Source organism: Deinococcus humi, from assembly GCF_014201875.1.
GTDB classification, from domain to species: Bacteria; Deinococcota; Deinococci; order Deinococcales; family Deinococcaceae; genus Deinococcus; species Deinococcus humi.
Window position 1 is genome coordinate 62,409 of the sequence record NZ_JACHFL010000021.1, and the last position, 16,240, is coordinate 78,648.

General features: G+C 60.3%; 10 protein-coding genes. 3 read left to right on the forward strand and 7 right to left on the reverse strand.

Going from position 1 to position 16,240, the window contains the following annotated elements; translation table 11 throughout:
- Positions 1 to 154 precede the first annotated feature (154 nt).
- The 3 genes from HNQ08_RS23600 to HNQ08_RS23610 all read right to left on the reverse strand — a co-directional run bounded on the left by HNQ08_RS23600 (position 155) and on the right by HNQ08_RS23610 (position 3,250).
- Complete coding sequence (locus HNQ08_RS23600; protein WP_221284436.1) at positions 155 to 1,174, reverse strand: winged helix-turn-helix domain-containing protein; 1,020 nt, start codon at positions 1,172 to 1,174, stop codon at positions 155 to 157.
- Positions 1,175 to 1,277: 103 nt separating this feature from the next.
- Positions 1,278 to 1,835 (reverse strand): TerD family protein, encoded by a 558-nt coding sequence (locus HNQ08_RS23605; RefSeq protein WP_221284438.1) that lies wholly within the window; start codon positions 1,833 to 1,835, stop codon positions 1,278 to 1,280.
- Positions 1,836 to 1,843: 8 nt separating this feature from the next.
- On the reverse strand, positions 1,844 to 3,250 hold the full coding sequence (locus HNQ08_RS23610) for an AAA family ATPase (protein ID WP_184137521.1): 1,407 nt from the start codon (positions 3,248 to 3,250) through the stop codon (positions 1,844 to 1,846).
- Between the two features lie 621 nt (positions 3,251 to 3,871).
- Between HNQ08_RS23610 and HNQ08_RS23615 the strand changes: the two genes are divergently transcribed.
- The 3 genes from HNQ08_RS23615 to HNQ08_RS23625 all read left to right on the forward strand — a co-directional run bounded on the left by HNQ08_RS23615 (position 3,872) and on the right by HNQ08_RS23625 (position 6,979).
- Entirely contained in the window at positions 3,872 to 4,219 is a 348-nt protein-coding gene (locus tag HNQ08_RS23615; protein ID WP_184137523.1) for a hypothetical protein, read from the forward strand.
- Between the two features lie 265 nt (positions 4,220 to 4,484).
- A complete protein-coding gene (locus HNQ08_RS23620) occupies positions 4,485 to 4,679 on the forward strand; it encodes a hypothetical protein (RefSeq protein WP_184137526.1) in 195 nt (64 codons plus the stop codon).
- 413 nt (positions 4,680 to 5,092) lie between these two features.
- Positions 5,093 to 6,979, forward strand: a complete 1,887-nt coding sequence (locus HNQ08_RS23625; RefSeq protein WP_184137528.1) for a DNA/RNA helicase domain-containing protein — start codon at positions 5,093 to 5,095, stop codon at positions 6,977 to 6,979.
- 124 nt (positions 6,980 to 7,103) lie between these two features.
- On the opposite strand, the gene HNQ08_RS23630 is transcribed toward HNQ08_RS23625, so the two are convergent.
- From HNQ08_RS23630 to HNQ08_RS23645, 4 genes are all read right to left on the reverse strand, one after another.
- Positions 7,104 to 9,980: a CHAT domain-containing tetratricopeptide repeat protein gene (locus HNQ08_RS23630; RefSeq protein WP_184137530.1), complete on the reverse strand. Its 2,877-nt coding sequence runs from the start codon at positions 9,978 to 9,980 to the stop codon at positions 7,104 to 7,106.
- A 334-nt stretch (positions 9,981 to 10,314) separates the two neighbouring features.
- Complete coding sequence (locus HNQ08_RS23635; protein WP_184137532.1) at positions 10,315 to 13,080, reverse strand: CHAT domain-containing tetratricopeptide repeat protein; 2,766 nt, start codon at positions 13,078 to 13,080, stop codon at positions 10,315 to 10,317.
- Positions 13,081 to 13,127: 47 nt separating this feature from the next.
- Positions 13,128 to 14,057 (reverse strand): hypothetical protein, encoded by a 930-nt coding sequence (locus HNQ08_RS23640; protein WP_184137534.1) that lies wholly within the window; start codon positions 14,055 to 14,057, stop codon positions 13,128 to 13,130.
- A 908-nt stretch (positions 14,058 to 14,965) separates the two neighbouring features.
- A complete protein-coding gene (locus tag HNQ08_RS23645) occupies positions 14,966 to 15,916 on the reverse strand; it encodes a hypothetical protein (protein ID WP_184137536.1) in 951 nt (316 codons plus the stop codon).
- Positions 15,917 to 16,240 lie beyond the last annotated feature (324 nt).

The window sequence follows — 16,240 nt, forward strand, 5'->3', positions numbered from 1 at the left end:
GGCATTCAATCTCCGGCAGCAGGACGGCAAGAGGGCGACGTGTAGCGGCCACAACAGTTCTGTATCGGCTCCTGCCTGGATCAGGAAGATCGCCCCAGCACCCGAGGCACGAGCTTGACAGTATCGAGCAGGTCAGATGTGGACCAGAACGTGTTCAGGCCCGGTCTGATCCAGGTGTTGAGAGGGGTACAGACGCGTTGATGCGGTCCACCAAAGGCATCGCGTACTTAAGGTATCCGTCCAATGTTCCGGAACTCAATGCGTCACGGTTACCAGAGTAATAGAGGTTGCGCAGGAGCACACTCAGGCGCACCGCGTCTCGCTCCCGGTGGTCACCCAGAAATTCCCACAGATCTTCTTCATTCCCGTGGCCGTACACGAACAGCAGCAAATAAAGCGGCTTGGGCCGAGCCTTATCGGGAGGCATGCGTACCACCCGGATTGGCCAGGTCACCTGAGCCATTTCCCAGAGGGCCTGGTGTAGCGGGAGCTGCCGGCGCAGCGCCGTGAAGTGTTTCATGGCAGCGTCCGAGCAAAGAACTTGGTCCGTCGGGGCGACAGGTGTATCCCCCCTTTGAACTGGTCGCAGGGTAAAGGTGGCCGGAGCCGTCTGCATGAACGGCGACGCCGCGCCCAACGTCTTGATGCTGTGGTAAAGCGTTCTGGACATCGACGCGCTCGGAGTTTTCCCGCTGGTGCTCCAGAGGCCCTGGGCGAGTACGCGGTTGGTGAGCTCCTCCACGTGGAGGGGGGTTGCGGCCTGGTTGAGCACGATCTGCGCGGCCTGTGCAAGGGTTGTCGGGGCAGTGTGGGTCATGGTTTGTCCTGAGAGGTGGCAATGAGAAAGTCTTGGGCGTATGAATCGCCCGGTCAGGGCATTTCTGGAACAGAACACAGCTTCCTGCGTGTCCTGGCCTGTTTGCGGTGAACAATGGCCCGCTCCGGCCGGGGGAAGCACCCTCTCGAACAGCGTGCCGCGACGATCCTCCGTGACGGCTTGGAAGAACTCGGGGAACAGGCTGGGCACTCCCTTCCGGGCACAGCGCAGGTGATTTTCGGCGTGGGCGTGACACCGCTGGCTCGGCAGCACCAGCAGATTGCCGGGTTCATTCTTGGTGCTGTCACCGTCCCAGTGATGGACGATCTCGCCAGGAGCCAAAGGACGGGCCAGCAACTGCTCGGCCAGGACCCGGTGCAGCGAGCGGACCTCGCCCGCCGTCTTGTCCCGTATTTTCCGGTAGGTCTTGTGCCGTCTCACCCACTGGCCTTCTCACCTGTCAGGACACTTGAACGCCGAAGTTCGTCACCACCGCTTCCAGGCCGCCCTTGAACCCCATGCCCAGGGCGCGGAACTTCCACGCCCCATTGTGGCGGTACAGCTCGCCGAACAGCATGGCCGTGACCTCGTCGAAGTCCCGCTGCAACTCGAAGCGGGCCAGTTCTTCCCCGTCTTCCAAGTTCTGCAGGCGGATGTATGCACCGTCAACCAAGCCGAAGTGTTTGTCCTCGGCGTCATGGATGGTCGCGCAAATCACCACCTTGGAGATCTCGGCGGGGACCCGGTCCAGTCGAACAGTCAAGCGTTCATCGTCCCCTTCACCTGCGCCGTCTGTGTTGTCACCGCCGTAATGCACGCTCAGCGCTGGATCACTCGGGTTGTTGTAGAACACCAACTCCTCGTCGCCGCGCAGTTTTCCATTGGGCTGTACCAGCAAGGCGCTGGCGTCCAGGTCAAACGGGACAGTGCCTTCAGGAAAATTCCAGCCCAGACCTATCCTGACCAGACTCAGACCGGGGCGCTCCGCCGTTAAGGGGACGTTTGCGCCAGGCGTCATTACACCAGTCATGCGCGCCCCGCTTTGACCAGTTCAGCGTTCGGGCGCTCAAAAAGCCAGGCGATATCAGCCAGATCAATAAATGACAGATCATCTGCCGTAGGTTTGTGAATGGCCACCACGCGCTCGGCCTGATGCTTCAAGATCGTCTCAAAAACATTGCGTACATCGCGGGCATTCCCGAAGTTCTCCCCTCTGCTCTCATAAAGCGTCGAGAAGTGATTCTTCAATTGATGCTTGGCGATCTGTGTGGAGCTGTAACCGTGCTTATCGCACAGATATGTAAATATGTTGAGCAATTCCTCGCCATCATAGTCATCGAAATGAACAAATCGATTGAATCTAGAGCGAAGTCCTGGATTGGTTTCTAGAAACTCATTGATTGGCGCAGTGTATCCCGCCACGATAATGATCAAATCGTCTCGGTGATCTTCCATGGCTTTGAGCAGAGTGTTGATGGCTTCCTGACCATAAGAATCGCGAGCATCTGTTTTGAGAGCGTAAGCCTCATCAATGAACAAGATGCCTCCCCGTGCTGACTGAACAGCCGCCTGAACTTTACCGGCGGTCTGACCTAAATAATCAGCAATGAGGCCACTGCGGTCAACTTCTACAAGGTGGCCCTCTTCCAACAGGCCAATCTCACGGTATATTTGGGCAAGTAGCCGTGCAACAGTCGTTTTCCCGGTCCCGGGGTTCCCAGTAAAGACCATGTGGAGGCTTAGGGGCATGGCAGGAAGCCCCATCTCCTCACGGAGCTGACGCACGCGCACCAGATTGGTGGCAGCAACGACCTCCTGCTTTACACGTTGTAATCCAACCATAGAACGCAGTTCCGTCAGCAGATCATCCAAAGAGGGCTCTTTCTCCTCTTGCTTCTTTACCCTCTCAATCTCTTTACTGGTCCCCTTTTTCAGGGCTTGCCTTGTGACCTCACGGCATTCGACGGCCAAGTCGATGAGGTTCGAGATTATCTCACTTAAAACACGTACTTCCACTTCTAACTTGTTGCCATCCACCGCGATAACGATATTGCCGAACTTTTCGATAAGTCCGATAATCGCATCGGTATATCTGGTATTCTTGACTGCATCAAAATAAACGGCGGCTTTCAAAAAATTAGGCAGGGCAGTAGATTTCGAATGATTCCTGCTTGAAAGAACACGCAGGCGTTCCTCAATGGTTTTTTCGGCATTGCTAGAAAAGTACTGCTTGGCTAGTTCCAGCTCCTGTCTATGCACCAGTCCATCTGAATAAATAAGATGGCCCATCAAGCTCAATATGTAGATATACGACTCAGAGGGCAAAGTTCTTTCCTGTTCTCTGAGCGTCCAGACATCAGCGTCTTCAATTTCTTGAAGGTAAGCCTCGATTCTTCGCGATGTCTGCTGAGCGCGTTCTATCAGGGGATTCATAGCTCCAGATCTTAACAATTGGGCTTATAGAGGTCATCCTAAAATGACCTCCCCCCCAGTGTGTGTATTGCTTATCCTCAGGAGTTGCGTTTTGCATAGCGGAGTGAATAGCTATGGCAAGTGCAGTGACATAGCGTCCCTACGCTCTTCATAGGTGCCACTCTTGAATTCGCTTCGTCGCACGCAGACATCCTCTGCGCTGCCCGCACCCTTCTCTTGCAACTCCGGCCCACCAATACCCGCCTCACCCCACATGACGTCGGGCGCCTCACCCTTGAGGCAGGCTTGTGGGCGCTGACCGACGAGGTGCAGGCGAGAGAGCAAGGGTTGTACGGCAGCCTGCTGCTCCTGCAGTCGCCGCCCCCACGCCCACGCTCCTCCAAGTCCTCCCCGTCCACGCACCCTCCTACCCGTCCCTGGACCGCTGGCTCACGCCTACCGAGATCGCCGAGGTGCGCCACCGGGTGGGCGAACTGCGCTATCCCTGGTCTCTCGACGAGACGGTGAGATACGGGGTCATGCAGACGAGCTACCGGGTCATCAGGCCCTGCTGGATCAGGACCAGGCCTGCAACCCCCCAAGCTGCAGATACGCACTTATGACCTGCAGATCACGCTGGGAATGGCCTACCTGTCCCTCCCCGCCCTACGCGAGTGGGTAGACGGCCCGCTCAAGCTACGCTACGGGGCCACGGGCCAGCACAGGCGAGAAGCTGAAGCAGTCCACGCCGTGCTGCGACAGGCCGATCTGCCCTGGGCAAGGCGGGTGACGCTGCGTGAACCGAACACGCAGGTGGCGATGCGGGTGACCACGGCGTTTGCCAAGGCCCTGCGGCTCGCGCCACCTGCCGGGCTGAACTGCACCATCGCAGAGCTGCACACGAGGCCGCTGGCGCTCGACATCGCCGACAAGCAGGTGCGCGCTCAGATCCACCAATTGCTGCGAGACCGCGCCAACGTGTGTCCCTAAACTCGTCCGGGCTACCGCCTTCTGCCTTTGCCCCTCTTCCTGGCCCGGCACTCGATGCATGGATTTGACAGGAGCTGAATACCACCCTATATTGAAGGAATCAAGGCGGCCTGCGGGCCGCTTTTTCCTTATTGATTACGTTCCCCTATGCCGGGCCGGGCCGCCATGTTCTAACAAATTGGAACATTCCCCAGGATTAGAATGGAAGGGCACGACCGCTGCCCACTCTGTTGCACCTCTCGTCCCCGGTCGAGCAGGAGTCATCATGGTCAATATCCGCGTTGAGAACAGGAAGACTGGCACCAGCGGCATTTATTTCTTCTCGCAGGTTCCACGCATCGGTGAGTCCGTGAGGATTGGAACCACCGCTTACCGGGTGAAGGACGTGCAACACGTCGCGGGCGATCCTACCGACAACATCCCCCCTGCATTCACGCAGATTCTGGTCGAGGCAGGCTAGATCTAACGCACTTCGTGATCTGACCGCCACCGAACTGGCGGACCTCCGCGCGCGCTTATGCCGCCGACCATGGCCAGGGCGACAACGCTCCCTGTCCTGCCGAGCAGACCGCCCTGGCAGCCTACTTAGGCTGTCACGAGGACATGCGTGCCGCAGCCTTCGCCGTGTAGTGCGAGGAACTCGGCGGCGTCACTGAGGACGAGGCCGCGTACTGGCTGGACGTGGAATTCATCGAGCCGTGTCCCGAGGGCCGCACTGTCTAAGATCCGTTTCGGTGAGCGTATGGGAAGCATCGATGGGTTCATCCCCGTGTGAAGTTGTAGGCAGTGTAGATTTTGCCTTCTTCACGCCAACGGCACCGCCGCAAATGTGCCATGAAACGTGTGCGGCAGTGGTTATAGTGGGCCGCATTCATGACGATTTCACCCGATGTGTACGCCCAAGGCGTTGACGTCTTTTTGCAGCGTTCCATGGCTGAGTGGGGCCAAGGACTACGCGCCCACCACCAAGGTCTCACGGGTGAGCAGCCGGACGCCGGGCAGGTCCGCGCCTGGGCCAACTGTCAGTGGGTCTTACAAGCTGCCCTGGGTGAGCTCGCAGTGGATCAGCCGGAACTCTTGGCCTGCACCCTGGCCTTCGAGTACGAGCTGCCCCGTGAACGTGGGCGGCGTCCGGACGTCATCCTGCTGACCTGTGACCGGGTGTTGGTGCTGGAGTTCAAAGACCATCCTTTTCCCACTCCCGTGCAAGAAGCAGCACATGAAGACCAGGTGGCCGCCTACGCCCGTGACCTGCAGCACTACCACGCCGCCTCACATGGGCTCCTGGGGCGCCCAGTGCTGGTATATACCCAGCGCCCAGGGCTACAGGAGCAACGCGGTGAGGTGACGGTGGTGGGGCCCGATACCTTGAGGGATTACCTGAGGGCCGAGGTCCAGGCAGGCCCCCGGCAGTTCGATCACGACGCCTGGCTCAACGCGGATTACGCGCCCCTCCCCACCCTGGTCAGCGCAGCCCGCCGGCTCTTTGAACACGAACCCCTCCCCGCCATCCGACGTGCGGAGAGTGCCGGCATCGAGGAGACGGTGGCGGATTTGGTGGAGGCGGCCCGACAGGCCCACGAGCGAGGGGAGCATCACCTCGCCCTGGTCACCGGTGTACCTGGCGCGGGCAAGACCCTGGTTGGGTTGCAGTTCGTCTACGCCCGGACACTGGGGGAAGACGACGCCGCACGGGACGCGGTGTTTCTCTCGGGCAATGGTCCCTTGGTGAGCGTGCTGCAACACGCTCTGGGCAATAAGGTTTTCGTGCAAGGCGTCCACGACTTTCTCAAGCAGTACGGCGCCCACCGGAAGCGGCTTCCCGAAGAACACATCTGGGTCTACGACGAAGCTCAGCGCGCTTGGGACGCGCAGCAGGTCCTGGAAAAGCGTGGGCACGCGACAAGTGAGCCGGAGGATTTCCTCCGGCTTGGAGCCCAGATGCCTGGCTGGGCCATGCTGGTGGGCTTGATCGGTGAGGGCCAGGAAATCTACATCGGCGAAGAGGGAGGCTTGGCCGCGTGGAACGCGGCGCTAGAGGGCAGCGACAAGTCCTGGATCCTGCACGCCCCCCAGAAGATCACCCATCTCTTCCCGAACGCCGCGCAGGTGTTGAGCGATGACACGCTGGACCTCACGGTGTCCCTGCGCTCCCACCTGGCCGAAGACCTGTACCGCTGGGTGCGCGCCCTACTCGACGGCGAGGGGGGAGAGGCTAGAGAGCTCATCAAACGTGTTGAATCCCAAGGGTTCGAGGTGTACCTGACCCGTGACGTGGAAGCGGCCAAAGCCTACGTGCGGACTCGGTACGAGGACGCCGAGGACAAGCGCTACGGCCTGCTGGCGTCGAGCAAGGCGAGCAATCTCAAAACCGTGGGGCTTGACACCTGGAACCTGGGCATCAAGGCGTATCAGGCGGGCCCGTGGTTTAACAATCGTCCCACAGACCCAAAATCTTGCTGCCAGCTCATCCACATCGCTTCTGAGTTCGTGTGCCAGGGCCTGGAACTTGACTTCCCGATTCTGTGCTGGGGCAGTGACTTGAAGTGGGATGGGCAGGCGTGGTGTTCGCCTGTGCCCCGGACACCGGCGGCGGGGAAACGGGCGCCAGAAGATCCGCATCGTCTCCGGCTCAACTCGTACCGCGTGCTGCTGACCCGCGGGCGAGACGGGATGATCCTGTACGTGCCGGACCAGCGTACCTTGGACCAGACCTACGGGTATCTGCGGGAACTGCATCTTCCAGAATTGCCTCTGTAGGACGAGGATATATCGCTGCCTATGGCAACGCCGCCACTCCTGGATTATCCGAATCCAGTGAAGGAGCAGCGGGGCGACGTTTCACGTCGCCCCGCTGCTCCTTCAGCTACTGCGCAACAGGTCTTCAGGCGAGGCCGTTGAGGACGAAAGGGGCCCAGGCACTGACGGGTTGTTCCTCCGCGAGCATCCGCAGTTTCTCCTCCCGGACCGCGTCCTGCCAGGACGCGCCGTTCAGCCGCGCGGTGTACACATTCCCCATCCACTGCGGCGTCGTGGCGTCCAACACCGGCCACAGCGTCGTGATGGTCCGCTGCGCGCCGGCCAGGAATGCCGCTTGCGACAGACCCGCCACCCCCCGCCCAGCTGTCATATCCCCCAGCCCTGAGTTGCACGAGGAGAACGTCACCAGTTCCGTGCCGCGCAAATTCAGGCTCCCCAGTTCCCAGGCCCGCAAGACCCCCTGGAAGTTGCGCCGGGTGTAGCCGTCAAGCAGCACCACGGCCCGCGAGAAGGGATGCGCTGGATCGTACCGGGGATCGAGTCGCTCAGCCCGCTGGTACAGCGGGCGGGTCTGTTCGGCGTCCCAGACGTCTGAGTGCGTCGAGAAGTGCAGCACCCAGGGAGCCACCCCGATGTTCAGCAGGGTCTGCTCTGAAGCGTCGGGGCTCAGGTGAGAGACCACGGAGCGCCCGCGCTCCGTGAGCAGCGCGGTCAGCATGCGAATCTCCTGCTCAGTGCCGTTCAGGTTGCCGTAGCGGGGCAGACTGTCAGCTCCACCAGTCGTCATGACCGCGCTACGCGTCGCAAAGTGCACTGGTGCGGAGCGTAAGTCTGGAGGGAGATTCATAGCCTCGGTCTCAGTTCCCTCTTGATCGCTGTCGCCGTGTTCCTCGAAGGACTGAACGCCCAGCAGCACGGCAGGACTCGTGGCGCTTCCTGGCACGGACTCAAGACGGTGCAGGCGCAGCAGATCCCGAGGGGTAGGCACCAGGCGGGTACTGACCTGCGCCAGCAGCGGACGGGCACCGGACGCGTCCGGTGCGCACAGCAGGTCCCACGGCAGACCGTACAGGAAGCCGTCGCCACTGATGACCAGTCGTTTGAGATCCTCTCCCAGGCCCAGCAGCCCGGCGATGGGAGCGATCAGGGACGCGTACAACCCCTGCAGGGGACGCAGCAAAGGAGTTTCGTGTAGCAGGAGGCCGGGATCCCCCAGGACTTGGCGCAGGTGGGCCACCTGCGCCTCAAGGTCTGACGCGGCGTAGCGGTGTAGGTGATGCCGTCCGTCCTGGTGCAGGATCTGGGCGTACACCGCGTCTTCCGAGACAAACAGGTTCAGCAGCGCTTCATCGTCCTGCAGAGCGGACTGCACCGCGGGGGGGGTGATCATGCGCAGTTGTAGTTCTTCGGCGAGCCGGGCCCCTTCGGGGTCCGTGTGAATCTGCCGCTCCAGGGTCTCGAGCTGGGCGGTAACCTCCTGCACCCGCAGGAGGTCTTGGGCGTCGGCGCTGTACTGCAAGCGCGCCATCTCAGCCTGCAGGGCCTGAAGCTCGTCGAGGCGGTCCCGGAAGGTTCCGGTAGCATTGGCCTGCAGGATGCTAGTCAGACCCTGCTCAATGTCAGCGTTGCCTTTGAATGTGAGCAGGGCAGTCACTGTGCTGGTAGGGAGCTGGGCACATAGAGTGAGTGTTTGGGCGAAGGTATCGGGCAGAGAGACCTGCGTGGTGGTGCCCGGTCCCCAGTAGGTTTTGCTAACGGTGGGGAACTGGTCGTTGTGCAAGTGAATGGTAAGAGCTTCCGTTGCAGCGGCGAGGGCATCCTCATAGCGGCGCATGTCTTTGAGGACGAGAGCAGTGTTCTCTAGGCTGACGGCAATGAACGGGTGCCTTTCGGGGAGGTTGGCCCGCTCAATGGTGAGTGCTTCCTCGTGGCGCGCAAAAGCGTCGTCGTAGCGGCCCAGTTCGTGGAGGATACGGGCACTGTTGTGTAGGCTGACGGCGAGGAACAGGTGACCTTGGGGAAGAGCAGCGCGCTGGATGGACAGGGCTTCCTCGTAGCATTCGAGGGCCTCGTCATAACGGCACAGTTCGCGGAGAACGCCGCCTATGTTGTTGAGGATGTCGGCGATATCTGGGTGGTTGTGGGGGAGAGCGGCACGCTTGATGGTGAGAACTTCTTTGTACTTGGCAAGAGCTTCGTCGTAGCGACCAAGGCCAGCGAGAACGCTGGCGCTATCCATAAGGTGGCTCGCAGGGTCCGGGTGTCCATGGGGGAAGGCGGTGCGCTGAATGACGAGCGCTTCCTCTTGGAATGCGAGGGCCTCGTCGTAGCGACGTAGATTGCGGAAGACAGCCGCGATACACTTAAGGGTGTCAGCGATATCTGGGTGGCTGTGGGGAAGGGCGGCACGCTTAATGGTGAGGGCTTCTTCATAACGGGCGAGGGCCTCGTCGTAGCGGCGCAGGTCTGTGAGGACGTTGGCGCTGTTGTGGAGGATGCTAGCGATATGAGGTTGCTTGTCAGAGAGGATAGTTCTTCTGATGGTAAGCGCCTTCTCATACTGTTCGAGAGCCTCGTCGTAGCGGCGCAATACGGCGAGGACATTGGCGACAAGAACGAGGCTGTCTGCGATGAGTGGATCGTTGTTAGGAAGGGTGGCGCGGCGGATGGTGAGGGCTTCCTCATGGATAGAGAGGGCCTCGTCGTAGCGGCGCAGGTCTTTGAGGACATTGGTGCTGTGGTTGAGAATGTTGGCGAACACCACTCCCCCCCGCATGGCCCGCCGCTGGGCTCCCAACGCAAGCGCGAAGACCGTCAACCGCGTGCCTGGTGTTTTCATGGCATGCTCTGCACGCCCCAACGCTTCCAGCACCTGAACATGTTCAGGGTAATTCCCCGGGTCTTTTTTCAGCAGACTGGTATGTGCGTTGCGGTACGCCTGTACCTGCCAATCAGCGGGCAAGCGGGCGATGCGGGTTAGTTCGGCGTTCAATCGGCTCATACTCCTCCAGGGGCGTCGGGTTACCGGCCCGACTTCAATCAGTTCAGGGGGCGGGTCGAATCCATGGCCGACGCGGCTTGTAACACTGTTACCTGGGCCACGTGCGAACTGGGATTGCCCCGCTGTTGTGTAGTTGAGGTTAAGCGATTTGAGCTTGGCATTAGTACTCGTAAGGCGTCAGTACTCGTAAGGCGTCAAGTTGAGCTTGCCTCAGTCTTGCGCATTTACAGTTAGGCCCCTGCGTTGGCGTTGAGCTGCTCGAGTTTTGCGGGGCCTTGTAACCCAGGGGCGAATGTCGGCGCTGCCGTCTGGTCTCGCTCCATGTTTTACTTATTCAGGCGAGGCCGTTAAGGACGAAAGGGGCCCAGGCACTGACGGGTTGTTCCTCCGCGAGCATCCGCAGTTTCTCCTCCCGGACCGCGTCCTGCCAGGACGCGCCGTCCAGCCGCGCGGTGTACACATTCCCCATCCACTGCGGCGTCGTGGCGTCCAACACCGGCCACAGCGTGGTGATGGTCCGCTGCGCGCCGGCCAGGAACGCCGCTTGCGACAGACCTGCCACCCCCCGCCCAGCTGTCATATCCCCCAGCCCTGAGTTGCACGAGGAGAACGTCACCAGTTCCGTGCCGCGCAAATTCAGGCTCCCCAGTTCCCAGGCCCGCAAGACCCCCTGGAAGTTGCGCCGGGTGTAGCCGTCAAGCAGCACCACGGCCCGTGAGAAGGGATGCGCCGGATCGTAGCGGGGATCGAGTCGCTCGGCCCGCTGATAAAGCGGGCGGGTCTGTTCGGCGTCCCACACGTCTGAGTGCGTCGAGAAGTGCAGCACCCAGGGAGCCACCCCGATGTTCAGCAGGGTCTGTTCTGAAGCGTCGGGGCTCAGGTGGGAGCTCACGGCGCGCCCGCGCGCCGTGAGCAGCGAGCTCAGGGTCCCGATCTCCTGCGCCGTGCCGTTCAGGTTGCCGTACCGGGGCAACTCGGCCGTGCCGCCGGTCATCACCACCGCACTGCGCGTCGCAAAGCGCCCTGGTGCGGAGCGCAACTCTGGCGGGGGATTCACGGCCCCGTTCTCGGGTGCCTCTTGATCGCTGTCAACGTCTTCTTCAAAGGACTGAACGCCCAACAGCACGGCGGGATTCATGTCGCTTCCCGGCACAGACGCAAGACGGTGGAGGCGCAGCAGGTCCCGGGGGGTGGGCACCAGGCGGGTACTGACCTGGGCCAGCAGGGGACGGGCACCGGACGCGTCCGGTGCGCACAGCAGGTCCCATGGCAGACCGTACAGGAAGCCGTCGCCGCTGATGACCAGTTGCTTGAGGTCTCCTTCCAAGCCCAATAATCCAGCGATGGGCGTGATTAGCGCCGCATACAACCCCTGCAGGGGTTGCAGCAGGGCCGCCTCGTGCAACAGGAGACCAGGATCCCCCAGCACCAGGCGCAGGTGGGCCACCTGCTCTTCGAGATCTGAGGCGGCGTAGCGGTGCAGGTGATGCCGGCCGTCCTGATGCAGGACCTGGGCGTAGACCGCGTCCCCCGAGACGAACAAGTTCAGCAGCGCTTCATCGTCGTGCAACGCGGACTGCACCGCGGGGGGGGTGATCATGCGCAGTTGCAGTTCTTCGGCGAGGCGGGCTCCTTCGGGGTCCGTGTGAATCTGCTGTTCGAGCTGCTGGAGTTGGCGGGTGACCTCCTGCACCCGCAGGAGGTCCTGGGCGTCGGCGCTGTACTGTAAACGCGCCATCTCGGCCTGCAGGGCCTGCAGCTCGTCGAGGCGAACACAGAAGGGACCAGTGGCATTGGCATGCAGGATGCTGGTCAGGCCCTGCTCGATGTCGGCGTTGCCTTTGTACGTCAGCAGGGCCGTGATCACATCACCAGGAAGCTCAGGGACCTCAGGATGAGTAGCAAGCTCCAGCAGGAGAGCCAGGGTGTCGGGCACGGACTCGTCGAATTCGGCCGCATCTCCCCACAGGGTCTTGCTGATTTGCGGGAACTGCTCGTTGTACAGCAAGATGTTCAGCGCCTCGGTGGCGTGGGGCAGGCCTTGTTCCGGCTGACCGAGCTCACCGAGAACGCGAGCCACGCGGTGCAGAGTCTGGGCAGTCTGGGGATGGTGTTTGGGGAGGGCCCCTCGCCAGATCTTGAGGGCATGCCGGTAGCTCTGGACAGCGTCGTCGTAGCGGCGTAGGTCCGTGAGGACATTGCCCAGGTTGTGAAAACTTAAGGCGAAGAGTGGATGTCCGGCGGGCAGGGCTGCCCGCCGGATCACCAGAGCTTCCTCGTGCTTTTCGAGGGCCTCGTCAAGGCGGTTGAGCTTCTGGAGCACATTGGCCAGGTTGTTCAGGCTGGCCGCGGTGAGTCGATCTCCAGCCAGCAGGGACTGACGTCTGATCTTTAGCGCTTCCTCGTGCTTTTCGAGGGCCTCATCAAAGCGACTGAGTTCGTAAAGTGCATTGCCCAGATTGTTCAGGATATTCGCGATGCGTGGATCTCCATCGGGCAGGGCCGCCCGTTGGATCATCAGGGCTTCTTCGTGCTTTTCGAGCGCCTCATCGAAGCGACGGAGTTCGTAAAGTGCAGTGCCCAGATTGTTTAGGCTGATAGCGATATCCGGGTGTCCAGCGGGCAAGCCCTCCCGTTTGATCGCCAGAGCCTCTTGATGCCCGAGAAGCGCCTCATCGAAGCGGCGGAGGTCGGAGAGCACGAGGGCCATGTTCATCAGGCTGTCCGCGATGAGTGGATCTCTATGGGGCAGGGCCGCCCGCCGGGTTGCCAGAGTCTCCCCGCGCATTTCGAGAGCCTCATCGAAGCGGCGGAGCTCGGCAAGCACAGTGGCTAGGTTGTTCAGGAAACCCGCGAAGACAACACCTCTGCGCAAGTGGCGGCCCTGCAGTTCCAAGGCGACCGCAAAGACCGTCAGCGGTTCATTGGACCCTTTGAGCGCATGTTCCGCCCGCAGCAGGGCCTCGAGGATGCGTTCGTGTCCTGGATAGTTCCCGGTTTCGCTCTTTAGAGACAGCGTATGGAGATTTCGGTAGGCGCCCACCTGCCGGTCCACGGGCAGTCGGCTGATTCGTTGAAGTTCTTTATCAATCCGACTCATGCAATTCCTCGCGCGGTGGGGCAGTTGGACTCTGGCGACTCCGGGCTTCAGTTCAGTGTGCGGTTGCTGTCCAGTACGGGCACAGTGTCCAGCACGGTCAGTTGCGCCACGTCTGCTACCGTCAATGCGCGCAGGAACTCCTGCGCTTCACGGGATACGCCCACCACACGTAGCTGGGCACCCTGGACGTCCAGCTGCCCGTGGGGCAAGTCCCCACTGAACGCGCCATCCGTGGTGGACAGGCGCACGACAGCGCCGGTGGACAGGGGTGGTACGGCGGCGTCCACCGTGACCACCCAGGTGTCGCCGTTCAGGGTGACGTCCGTGAGGTTCAGCACCTGAACCTCACCACTGCCCAGCTGGGTCACAGTCAATACCTGCGCCAGGAACGTGCCGTCCCACCCCAGGTCCGCGTCCAGCACCTGGTCACTGTCCACCTCGGTTAGCAACTGGCTCTGCGCGCTGTCGAGCGTGCTGTATTCGGCGTCCACAGCCTGCAGGGCGTCATGCAGTTCTATCCAGGCTTCCAGTTGGGGACGCACGGGACTGTCGGCAGGAACCAACCAGCGGTTCAGGACACTCACCTCACCCAGCACGCCAGGATGTAGGGCAGGGGCGGTACTGATGGCGGCCCGCCGGGTGGCGTGCTGCACTGGGTAGCCTTCCCGGGCATAGCCGGGAAGGTACAGATCCAGCACGTCAGCCACCACTTCGGTGGGTGCACTCAGGGTTTGGATCAGCTGATCGAGGTCAGCGGCCAGCTGGACCTTGGCTGCGTTGACGTCATCATTCCCAGAGCGGCGCACATTGAGCAGGGAGGTGCCAGCCTGGATGTTGGCGGCATGCTGACGGACCCGGGCGCAGACCTCATCGATCTGATGCTCCATGGCGTTGACCGGTGAGGGCTGGGGACTGCTGTGCAGTCCCGCTTGGAATCGATGGAGCTGGGCAACTTCCTGTTCAAACGGCGATGACATGGGGTTCTCCTTGGAAGGATAATGGAACATGGGAATTACGCCCTGTAGGGCGATATTTAAGTCTCGAACTGTGCTCGGATATGCCGTGGGGCGTGACCTACCGGCCAGTCGCCAACGAGGTAGTACACGACGTTCAGGTCCTCTGCCGATGGGAGGTTTCCTTCGGACAACACCAATCGCACTCGTTCAATCACCCGGCGGAACTCAGCGTCATGTGCGTGGTCACGGGTTTTCCTGTAGACCATCACCTTCTCTTCCGCCCTCTTGACTGCGGTCGCGTAAGCTTGCTGCCATCCTTTTTTCTCACTTTGCTGCGTGTTTGGTGGCAATCGGACGCCTCCTGTAGATGTTCCCGTCTGGCGGACGAAGGCTGGATCCGGCACCGTGACCCAGCTCTCGCACGGGCAGGGCTGCATCTCGAGATCCTGAGCGCGTTGCAGGCCGTATGCCAGCGATCCATCTGCCCGGCGATACTGGGCCACAGTTGCGAACCCACGCACGCTGAGTTCAGGGTGTGCGTGAGAAGCACGGATGACACTCAACGGCAAGTGGACCCACACGTGCATTGCCGGAGCCCGATCGAACCGGCGCCCGTTGATCTTTACAGGGCGCAGACACAGGTACCAAAGGGTTCTCAGCTGCTGGATATTGGGCTGAGTATGGGTTGGGGCAGGCTGACCGCTGAAATATACACGCGTGTTTTCAAGGGGCTGAAGTACATCTCGATTTTGGTTAGATGGCATAGGCTCCTGCTAGGCGGAAGGTGCGCGGACAGCGTACCCGTGAGATAACTTGGATAGTCAGAATGCCATGGAAGCTAAATCTAGTTAAAAAGTGGGAATTCTGGCCGGGTGGTGGCGTCAACTCTTGGTGAATGGACCTGAGTTATCGACCCATCTCTAGACGGGTTAGGATCCGTCTGGCTCAGGCAGTCCTGGAGGAAAATTTCTTCCTCCAGGTGCGTAGGGCACTCGAAGGCTGCTGTCAACTAGCGAGCGAAAGCGGTAATACCAGTGTCGGTGCTGTCGGTAGGCCTCAAATGGGTCCATCATCTGCAGGCTGTCAGACACGCCGTTGGTCGTCCCACCCTGATCAATGATGTAGCGCAGGAGACGCTGAGCGATGAACTGCGCGGATTGGGGGAACCAGTCGCTGACTCGGTAAACGCCCTGCTTTTGCAGGAAGCGCTGGACGGCCGGTGCCGCCCCGGCGTCTAATAGTTGCGAATTGGAGTCAAAGACATCATCGCGGGCCATCAGGAAACTTTTCGTTGCGAAATAGAGCGATGCGGCCTGATAAGAGGTGAGTTCAGGGCAATCCTCGATGTTTATGGGGTAATTTTCGTAGAAGTGCCGATATAAGTCTTGTTTCACAAGATGATAGAGCGCGACAGAGAATCCACTTGGGCCAGCCCCAACGATATCGAAGATGCTGTGAAGCTCAATAAAGAGTTTCTGATCAAGCTCCGCCTTGAAATCCTGACTGCCAACAATTTTGGTGTACCGGTAGGCTTTCCGGTCACCTTGAGTACTTAGGACTTCGAGATCGCCCATCGTGATGGTGTCGGTTGCCAGATTGATTGTTTTGAGGTCCGCTTTTCGCAACGAATGTTGGAAGAGTTCCGCCACCCTTTTCTGCCCGGGGCGTGAATGAAGTCGAGCAATAACATCGAGCACTCGAGTATCTGAAGAGGGCTGATCCGGCAGATCCTCCATAAAGATATCTAAGCCCAAAAGTAGAAACTGGGCACAGGTGACGGGCTTGTAGTTGGTGAGGTTGATTCCATAGTGCGCCATGATGTTCAGCACGGCGCGTGCGGCGGTGCGGCTGTTTTTGATGCGTTTGGGGTCAATACTCATCAGGTAGGAATGCTCCGTGCTGCACAGGAATTATGGACGAGTGAGAGGGAGTGACGCTCCTCTCTTCTGAGATCTGAATAAAGTAGGGCTCCGACACACTTTCGCACATCAAACATTCATCTGAGTGCAGATTTGTTGCTAACAGTCGGCGCACGTGTGATCCCCTTGTATATGACCGGAAATTATGCCTCTGGCTCCGTGAGTTGAACAAAGATCATCTCCAAGAAGCTAAGTAGATCGCGAATAGTTTTTAGATAAATTGAGCGTCCAGAACCGTTAAGGCCGCGTAGAGGGCCTTGCGCAATTCGGCGACAGTGTCATAGC